The organism is Kamptonema formosum PCC 10802 (assembly GCF_000332335.1).
GTDB lineage: Bacteria > Cyanobacteriota > Cyanobacteriia > Cyanobacteriales > Oscillatoriaceae > Oscillatoria.
This window is the reverse complement of sequence record NZ_KB235948.1, coordinates 5,444,640-5,452,228: the sequence shown is the minus strand read 5'-3', so window position 1 is coordinate 5,452,228 and position 7,589 is coordinate 5,444,640. Positions and strand designations below refer to the sequence as shown.

At 54.2% G+C, this 7,589-nt stretch carries 9 protein-coding genes; 6 read left to right on the top strand and 3 right to left on the bottom strand.

The window, feature by feature from the left end:
• The first annotated feature begins 186 nt into the window (after positions 1–186).
• Positions 187–444 (top strand): hypothetical protein, encoded by a 258-nt coding sequence (locus tag OSC10802_RS0123945; RefSeq protein WP_044170189.1) that lies wholly within the window; start codon positions 187–189, stop codon positions 442–444.
• Between the two features lie 107 nt (positions 445–551).
• Here OSC10802_RS0123945 and OSC10802_RS41530 read toward each other — a convergent pair whose 3' ends face one another.
• The 3 genes from OSC10802_RS41530 to OSC10802_RS50885 form a co-directional block, all read right to left on the bottom strand.
• Complete coding sequence (locus tag OSC10802_RS41530; RefSeq protein WP_052334327.1) at positions 552–1,688, bottom strand: phospholipase D-like domain-containing protein; 1,137 nt, start codon at positions 1,686–1,688, stop codon at positions 552–554.
• Positions 1,689–1,846: 158 nt separating this feature from the next.
• Positions 1,847–2,293 (bottom strand): hypothetical protein, encoded by a 447-nt coding sequence (locus OSC10802_RS0123935; RefSeq protein WP_017719306.1) that lies wholly within the window; start codon positions 2,291–2,293, stop codon positions 1,847–1,849.
• Between the two features lie 142 nt (positions 2,294–2,435).
• Positions 2,436–2,798 (bottom strand): hypothetical protein, encoded by a 363-nt coding sequence (locus tag OSC10802_RS50885; RefSeq protein ID WP_155968305.1) that lies wholly within the window; start codon positions 2,796–2,798, stop codon positions 2,436–2,438.
• Between the two features lie 76 nt (positions 2,799–2,874).
• Between OSC10802_RS50885 and OSC10802_RS0123930 the strand changes: the two genes are divergently transcribed.
• The 5 genes from OSC10802_RS0123930 (at position 2,875) to OSC10802_RS41525 (ending at position 7,377) form a co-directional block, all read left to right on the top strand.
• Positions 2,875–4,140 carry a M16 family metallopeptidase gene (locus OSC10802_RS0123930; protein WP_017719305.1) on the top strand — a complete coding sequence of 422 codons (1,266 nt, stop codon included), beginning with the start codon at positions 2,875–2,877 and terminating at the stop codon, positions 4,138–4,140.
• Between the two features lie 240 nt (positions 4,141–4,380).
• Positions 4,381–5,655, top strand: coding sequence for a M16 family metallopeptidase (locus OSC10802_RS0123925; RefSeq protein ID WP_017719304.1), 1,275 nt, complete (start codon positions 4,381–4,383; stop codon positions 5,653–5,655).
• Positions 5,656–5,838: 183 nt separating this feature from the next.
• Positions 5,839–5,949, top strand: a complete 111-nt coding sequence (locus OSC10802_RS56685) for a pentapeptide repeat-containing protein (RefSeq protein WP_369797098.1) — start codon at positions 5,839–5,841, stop codon at positions 5,947–5,949.
• A gap of 124 nt (positions 5,950–6,073) precedes the next feature.
• Positions 6,074–6,571 (top strand): pentapeptide repeat-containing protein, encoded by a 498-nt coding sequence (locus tag OSC10802_RS0123920; protein WP_017719303.1) that lies wholly within the window; start codon positions 6,074–6,076, stop codon positions 6,569–6,571.
• Between the two features lie 344 nt (positions 6,572–6,915).
• The gene (locus OSC10802_RS41525) at positions 6,916–7,377 is read left to right on the top strand and encodes a pentapeptide repeat-containing protein (protein ID WP_017719302.1); all 462 of its coding nucleotides are present in this window, start codon (positions 6,916–6,918) and stop codon (positions 7,375–7,377) included.
• Positions 7,378–7,589 lie beyond the last annotated feature (212 nt).

Here is a 7,589-nt window from a genome sequence, read left to right as displayed (position 1 = left end):
GTCCCGCCCCCCCTGAAGGTCTAATGTTCTAACCTAAGTGCATACTGCTATATTACCGATTCCCAGGAGCAATCCCCCGACCTTGGCCCGCCAAAGGGCGGTAGAGTTTTCCGGAGCGTCTCGGTTGTGCAAAGAAGCCCAAATAATGCCACAATGATTTCAGCAGGGGGTCGGAGGAGAAGATTTTTGGCCGGCGGAATCCCGAAAACGGGATTGAAATTTCCCGACGCTTTTGCCGCCAATCGCCCGACTGTCTCTGAAACAGGAGGCAACCCCAGCTTAAGCGCCGCCCTTGGCCGCCACCCCGCCGGCGAAACAGCTGCCGGTGGGGCCAACACAAGAGAGTGCGCGGTTTTCCCGACTGGCTGCGATCGTCCCACAAAGGGCTGCATTCCGGTCGCTGCGGCGCAGGAGCTAACAAACCGGCGAAAAACCTGCTCCTGACAAGTTGCAGGAAATGCGTTTCGCCGGCTTGCCTGCCAATCGCAAGGGAAAGCCGGTGCCGCCCCTGAAGGGGTTCCCACTCACTAGCGTTGCAGCGATTGCCAACCTCACCGGCACTTCATTTTTGCTGCCGCCGGCTCCTTCGCTTCCGCCCACCGGCGCTCGAACTCCTTGGTATATTCCGTGGCAATTGCCGGATTCGTCAAAATCACCGCATTTTCACTATTGCTCTTGTCCGCATTGCTAGAAAAATTGTACGAGCCGGTAATCACTGTGCTACTATCTATCACAAATACCTTGTGATGGAAAGTTCCCGGATTGCCATCTTGACGCACCGGCACCTTAGCGCAGAACAGCACCGGCAGCTCGCTGTACTGAGTCTCACTCCCCCGAGTCTCAAAAATCCCCTTTACATCCACTCCAGCTTTAGCGCGACTTTTGATAGCAGCGCCCAGATTGTCATCCGTGAAAGAAAAAGCCATAAACCGGATGCTGCGCTTGGCACCCTGAATCACCGGCAGCAGCCGGCTCGCCACATCATCCTCCGGCGAAAACAGCACCTGGACCGGAGTGCCACTCACCGTCACCTTCTGAGCTTCAACCTCTGAAGGTGACTTGGAATCAAAACTTCCGCCCCACAGTTCAGCAAATTGGCGCTCAAAAATATTTGCCACCTGCGGCGACTCAAAAACAATCACATTATTGTTGTTTCTTTCCGTGTCATTTACGGTCAGATTCGTCGAGCCGGTCCAGACAATTTTACCGTCGAAAACGATAAACTTGTTGTGCATCAAAGCCCGCCTGCCATCATCCTTGAGGGGAATGCCCGCCTGCTTTAGAAGGGCAAATTGCCCGCGCCCCTTTTCTGTGTCCGCCTTCAGACCGTGTTCGTCATCCGTCACCCACTTGACATCCACACCGCGCTTCTTTGCCGCAACTAGCGCGTCAGCCACTGGCGTCAGATTGAACTCAAAAGCGGCAATGTGTATGCTCGTTTTGGCGCTGTTAATAGAGGAAACTAGAGTTTTAACAATCGTGCCGCTATTTGCGCCCGGCTCGGTAAAGTAGGTGCGCCACCAAGACGTTTGAGAGCCGGGCTGAGATACGCGCTTGCCACCGCAGCCGGTGAGCAGAGCGCAGATGAGAGCCGCCACCAGCACAGCTGCGACTGTGCGCCGGTGCGGCCCCCGATTTTGGATTTTGGATTGTGGATTTTGGATTGGGGGGAGATTTCTGGGAACCATGATATGCAACACCAGCAGATTTTGCACCTCGCATATTAAAGCAAAGTAACCAAACCTAAATTATAGCGGGTTTCAGAGGAGTGAGGTGTTGAGAAACCCGGTTTCTTAAAGAAACCGGGTTTCAAAGGCCGCTTCATCCAGCTGATAACCGCTATATCTCATGGCATCTGGGCGTTGCGATCTCCTTCAACCAGCCGGCGGAGATTGACAATCCAGTCTCTCGGGTCAGCTGGAAAAGGCTCCCGCAAAAATGCCTGCTGCTGTTCCTTATGGGGCGGCTGGTAATCGGGGTAAATCTTCAAGGCTGCCTCGATAACCTGACTGAGAAAAGATTCCCTCCCCCCAGCGTCCATTTCCCGGTAGCTAGCAGCCCACCGGCTCACCAGGCGGATCAATTCGCCAATGGCGGCGAGTTTGGGTGCCATGAACGCCTCAGCCGCTTCATCATCCAGCCCGGCAGTCGCGAGCGCAACCCGCCGGGACAGGTCGGTGGCCCAAGTGAGGGCAGCGCCGCCAGCCGCATCCTCCAGCTCAGGGGTCAGGGTTTCATTGTCCAGGAGGCTTTCAGCAGCCCAGGTTATCCGTTGCGTGAGTTCGTCTGTCACAGTTATAGGGGTTTTCTCAAAGGATCGAAGACAAGCAAAGTTTGGCAACCTGCTATTATATATGCATGCGGGTGAGAAGTGGCGGGCCCGGAAATCCCTCTCGGGGAAAGAAAGAAACAAAAAGGGATTTCCAGCTCAAGCCTTAAAAATGTTTGTAGTTGGGCTTTAGCCCAATCGGCGGGCCTCGTAGGGGCGCAGAATTTTCACCGGTGGCGGTGTGCGCAGTTCCGAAGCGAGTGCCTTGAAAAGGAATCCGGGAAAGGGGATGGAAACCGGCACCGGACATTAAACAGAGCCCCGAGCCGGTGCGCCAAGGACTGTCCCGCAGAGAGCCGGCGCTTTGGCCCTCGATCGCCGCACCCGACCGGGAAGGAGTAACGCCTCCTGAGTGCGGCACCCAACGGAAGTGCCAAAATTTATAAAAAAAGTGGGCATCCCTTGGCGATCCCACTAAAAACCGGCTGCGAAAATCTCGGAATGCCTCAAGTGCGCTAAACTGTAACAATTCAATCCAATGCTCCCTCCCACAAAACGTTAGGATAAATCAGGTCAGATTGAATTGGAGTTTGAGAGCCAACCATTTGTCTGAAGTGCCGACTGATTCGGGGTTCCCAGCCGACATCTTCAAGCTGGACAGCGGGTTAACCGTGATTCACCAGCACACGCCGGCCACACCGGTGGCCGTGGTTGATGTGTGGGTGCGGGCGGGCGCAACCCGCGAGCCAGATGCTTGGTCTGGCATGGCGCACTTCCTGGAGCACATGATTTTCAAAGGCACCGACAAAATTCCCCCGGGCGTGTTTGACGAGGTGATTGAAAATCGGGGCGGAATGACCAATGCCGCCACCAGCCACGACTACGCCCACTTTTTTATCACCACCGCTACGGAGTACCTGGAAGACACCCTGCCCCTGCTGGCGGAACTGCTCTTGCGCGCCGGCATCCCAGAGGATGAATTTGACAGGGAGCGAGACGTGGTGTTCGAGGAAATCCGCCAGTCCGGCGACACGCCTGACTGGCTGGCCTTTCAAGCTCTCATGGAAATCGTTTACCAGCGCCACCCTTATGGACGACCGGTGCTGGGAACCGAGGCGAAGCTGATGCAGCGCACCCCTGAGGAAATGCGCCGCTTCCACCGCGCTCACTACCAGCCAGAAAATATGGCCGTGGTGGTGGTCGGCAGCTTGCCGGCATCTCGGGCGCTGGAATTGGTCAGCCGGTGTTTCCAGGAGTTCGCTCCAGTGGCTGAGTGCCCCCCCATCGAAACGGAAGCGGAACCCCCGATGATAGAAATTCGCCGGCGGGAACTGTATGTGCCCAGACTGGAGCAGGCGCGGCTGATTATGGCCTGGACCGGCCCGGGGGTGGAGCAGCTGCATGATGCCTACGGTTTGGATTTGCTCTCGGTGCTGCTAGCAGAGGGCCGGTCCAGCCGCCTTGTCCGGGAATTGCGGGAAGAGCGGCACTGGGTTCAAGGCATCAGCTGCAATTTCTCCCTGCAGCGGGAGTCGAGCTTGTTCACCATCAGCGCTTGGCTGGACCGAGAATACCTCGACGCCGTAGAGGATCTGATTTGCGTTCGCCTCGCCGGCCTGCACAGGACACCGGTGAGTGATGGGGAACTGGCTCGCTGCAAGAGATTGCTGTGCAATGACTATGCCTTTTCTACGGAAACGCCCATCCAGCTGGCCGGTCTGTACGGGTACTACCACACGATCGCCCGACCGGAATTGGCAATTACTTACCCGGAAAAGATTAAGTCATTTCACGCCGAAGACTTGCAGCGTTTGGCTTCTCAGTATCTCTCGCCCTACTATTACGCAGTTACGATTCTCAAACCGCTGTAGGGTGAAACGTGGCTTTTGTGTTCTAGCTGTTAGGGGTTAGGGGTTAGGGGTCAGGGGTTAAGCGATCGTTGACCCCATGCCTGAACGCCCCATGCCTAGGTGTTAGGGGTTAGGGGTTAGGGGTTAGGGGTTAGGGGGTAAGCGATCGCCCAATGCCCCAGTCCCGCCGCAATGCCCCAGTCCCGCCGCAATGCGATGATGCCCAATGCGATGATGCCCAATGCCCAGTTCTCAAATCCTATGAACCGTCACGTTCACCGCACTGTTCTCGACAATGGCATGGTGGTGCTGGTGGTGGAAAATCCCGCCGCTGACATCATTGCCGCTCGCATCTTCGTGCGCGCCGGCAGCCTTTGCGATCCCCTAGAACAAGCTGGACTGGCTCACCTGCTGGCCACGGTTCTCACCAAAGGCACAGACCGGCTGTCTTCGATGGACATTGCCGAGCGGGTGGAGTCGGTGGGAGCCAGTTTGGGCGCGGATGCGGCTTGTGATTATTTCTTGCTGAGCCTGAAAACCGTTTCTGCTGACTTTGAGAATCTGCTGGACTTGGCCGGCTCGCTGCTGCGCCAGCCGGCATTCCCGGAAGGGGAGGTGGAGCTGGAGCGACGCCTCACCCTCCAGAGCATTCGCTCCCAGCAGGAGCAGCCGTTTGCCATTGCCTTCGACCGGATGCGGCAAGCCATGTACCCTGGCCACCCTTACGGATTCTCCAGTCTGGGAACCGAAGCCACTGTATCTCAGCTGGGGCGCGACGACTTGCTGCGCTACCACCAGACCTATTTCCGCCCCGACAATATGGTGATTAGTCTGGCCGGTCGCCTGAGGCCAGAAGACGCCCTCGACCTGGTGAGTCAGGTTTTTGGCGACTGGCGGGCTCCGGAAACCCCCCTGCCGGCATTCCGGCTGCCCCCACTGGCCCCCGCTCCGCGCCAGCTAATAGCCCCCCTGCAGACGCAGCAATCCATTGTCATGCTGGGCTATCTGGCTCCTTCGGTGCTGTCTGAAGACGCCGGCAATCCATATCCGAATGATTACGCAGCGCTCAAGCTCCTCAACACCTACCTGGGCAATGGCCTCTCCAGCCGCTTGTTTGTGGAATTGCGGGAAAAGCGGGGTTTGGCTTACGAGGTGTCCGCGCTTTTCCCGACTCGTCTGGAGCCCTCCCAGTTTGTTGTGTACATGGGCACGGCACCGGAAAATACCGCCACGGCTATAGCCTGCCTGCGCGGGGAAGTGGAGCGCTTGTGCGAAACCGCCCTCAGTGCCGGTGAGCTGCAAGCCTCGAAAAACAAGCTGCTGGGCCAGTACGCCCTGGGCAAGCAAACCAACGCTCAGCTCGCCCAGATTTATGGCTGGTACGAGACTTTGGGGCTGGGGATTGAATTTGACACCCGCTTTACTGAAGAAATTGCTGCCGTTACTGCTGCTGTGGCTCAGGCTGCCGCTTGCCGGTATTTCAGGGACCCCTACCTGTCCCTAGTCGGGCCGGCAGCGGCTGTCAGCAATCTGTAGGTATGCAATTTAACTGATGCTAATTTAATGGCGGCTGGCAGGAGTTCCGTCAATTGGGAAGGTTGCCTCTCCTGCAAAACTACCATGCCCGATGGAAGGATTAAAAAAGTCAAGTCATGGATGTGGGAGAATTGCTCATAGCAGATTGCATCTGTACCTCACTCAGTTGCAATCTGCTATAATTTGGCAGGAGCAGATTTGACTGGAGCCAGACTCTGTAGCGCTACTTTGGAAGAGGCAGATTTGACGGGAGCTAACTTGACTGGTGGGACTTGTATAGTCCTGAAGAGGTGACTTTTTGGAACACCATTCTGCCTGACGTAAGAATCAGGAATGATGGCTGCCGGTGTGAGGAACAGACATTTTTGAAACCTGGCTTCTAGTCACGGCTAGCCGAAAGAATACAGCGAGTAAAGTTATGGACGCTGAAGAACTGCTCAGACGGTATGCCGGTGGGGAGAGGGATTTCTCTGGAATCAGCTTAAGGCGTGCTAATCTCCAGGGACTCAACTTGAGTGGCATTAACCTCAGTGGTGCCGATATGTATGCCGCTCACATGAAAGATATTAACCTCAGTAGTGCTAACCTTACTGGTGCGAATATGCTCGATATTCTGGTGGAGGATAGCGACTTTAATGATGCCAAAATTAGCAGTAGCCAACTAAACGGTGCTACAGTAAGAAATTGCAGTTTAAAGCGAGTTCAATTGGAGGGTGCTAACCTGATTGAAGTCCATATGGATACTGTCGATCTTGAAGGCGCTAACCTTAGAAAGTCTCCTTTGGATGAAAAATTTTTCTCCAACTGCAACCTGAAAGATGCCCTTTTAGACGGCGATAGCTGGTGGCGTTGCTGTTATGTAAAGGCCAGCATCATGCCTGGAGGTGATCTGTTCACAAACGTGATTGATGAGTGAAGTAAAAAGAGCATTGATTCGGCTTTCTCTCGGAAGAGCGGAGGGAATCTTGGCAGGTTAGCCAGTTTTACTTGGATATCATTGAGATTATTTTGACAGCGCTAATCTCAGGGAGGCGAATCTGCTGAATGCCTGCGGTGCTGCTTTCTTATACGACGCCATCTTCTGCAAGACTATCATGCCAGATGGAAGTATCAGGAATGATGGCGGTAGCGATATGTGAGAGGTAGAGCCTGTCCGGCGGGAATAGCTACAGCCTACTTTCTTGTGTTACTGCTTGAAAAGCCGGCGGACAGGAAGTATGCGCTATTATTGATAAAGTAGAAGAATTCTGGAGGAGAGCTATGAACGCTGAAGAATTGCTCAGAAGGTACGCTGCCGGAGAGCGGGATTTTACCGGAGTGAGGCTGCCGAAAGTCCGTTTGCTTGATGAAAATCTTCGAGGGATTATTTTCAGAGGAGCTGACCTCAGTAACGCTTTTCTGGATTGGAGCAGTCTAGATTATGCCGATTTGAGCTATGCCAATTTGAGAGGGGCGAAGCTTGGTGAAGCAACTTTAGGAAAGGCTAATTTAGAGGGGGCTGACTTGAGTAATGCTGTGTTCGGCCAAACCTATTTCGGAAATGCCAACCTCAGTCATGCCAGTTTAAGGGGTGCTATTTTGACGGAAACTACTTTCTCCAACGCTAACCTCAGTTATACCGATTTTACAGGGGCTCGCGACTTTAATATTCGGAGGTGCAAGGGAGCTACTTTTTGTGAAACCATTTTGCCTGATGGAAGTATTAGAAGCGATGGTGCTTGAGGTAAGAGTAAGTGCCCGTGCAGAATTAATTACGCTGGACGGGCATAGTAAATAAGGCTTAACGCCTATAATCTGTAATTTATTTAGCCGATTTTTAGACAAAATAAGTCTTTGGCCGGCAGCAGGAATCAAGATTTTGGAAAGCAGTATTAATCTAATCCATGATTTTGCCTCTGCTCTGAATTATTTAAGTGCGCTCTTCTGCAATACTA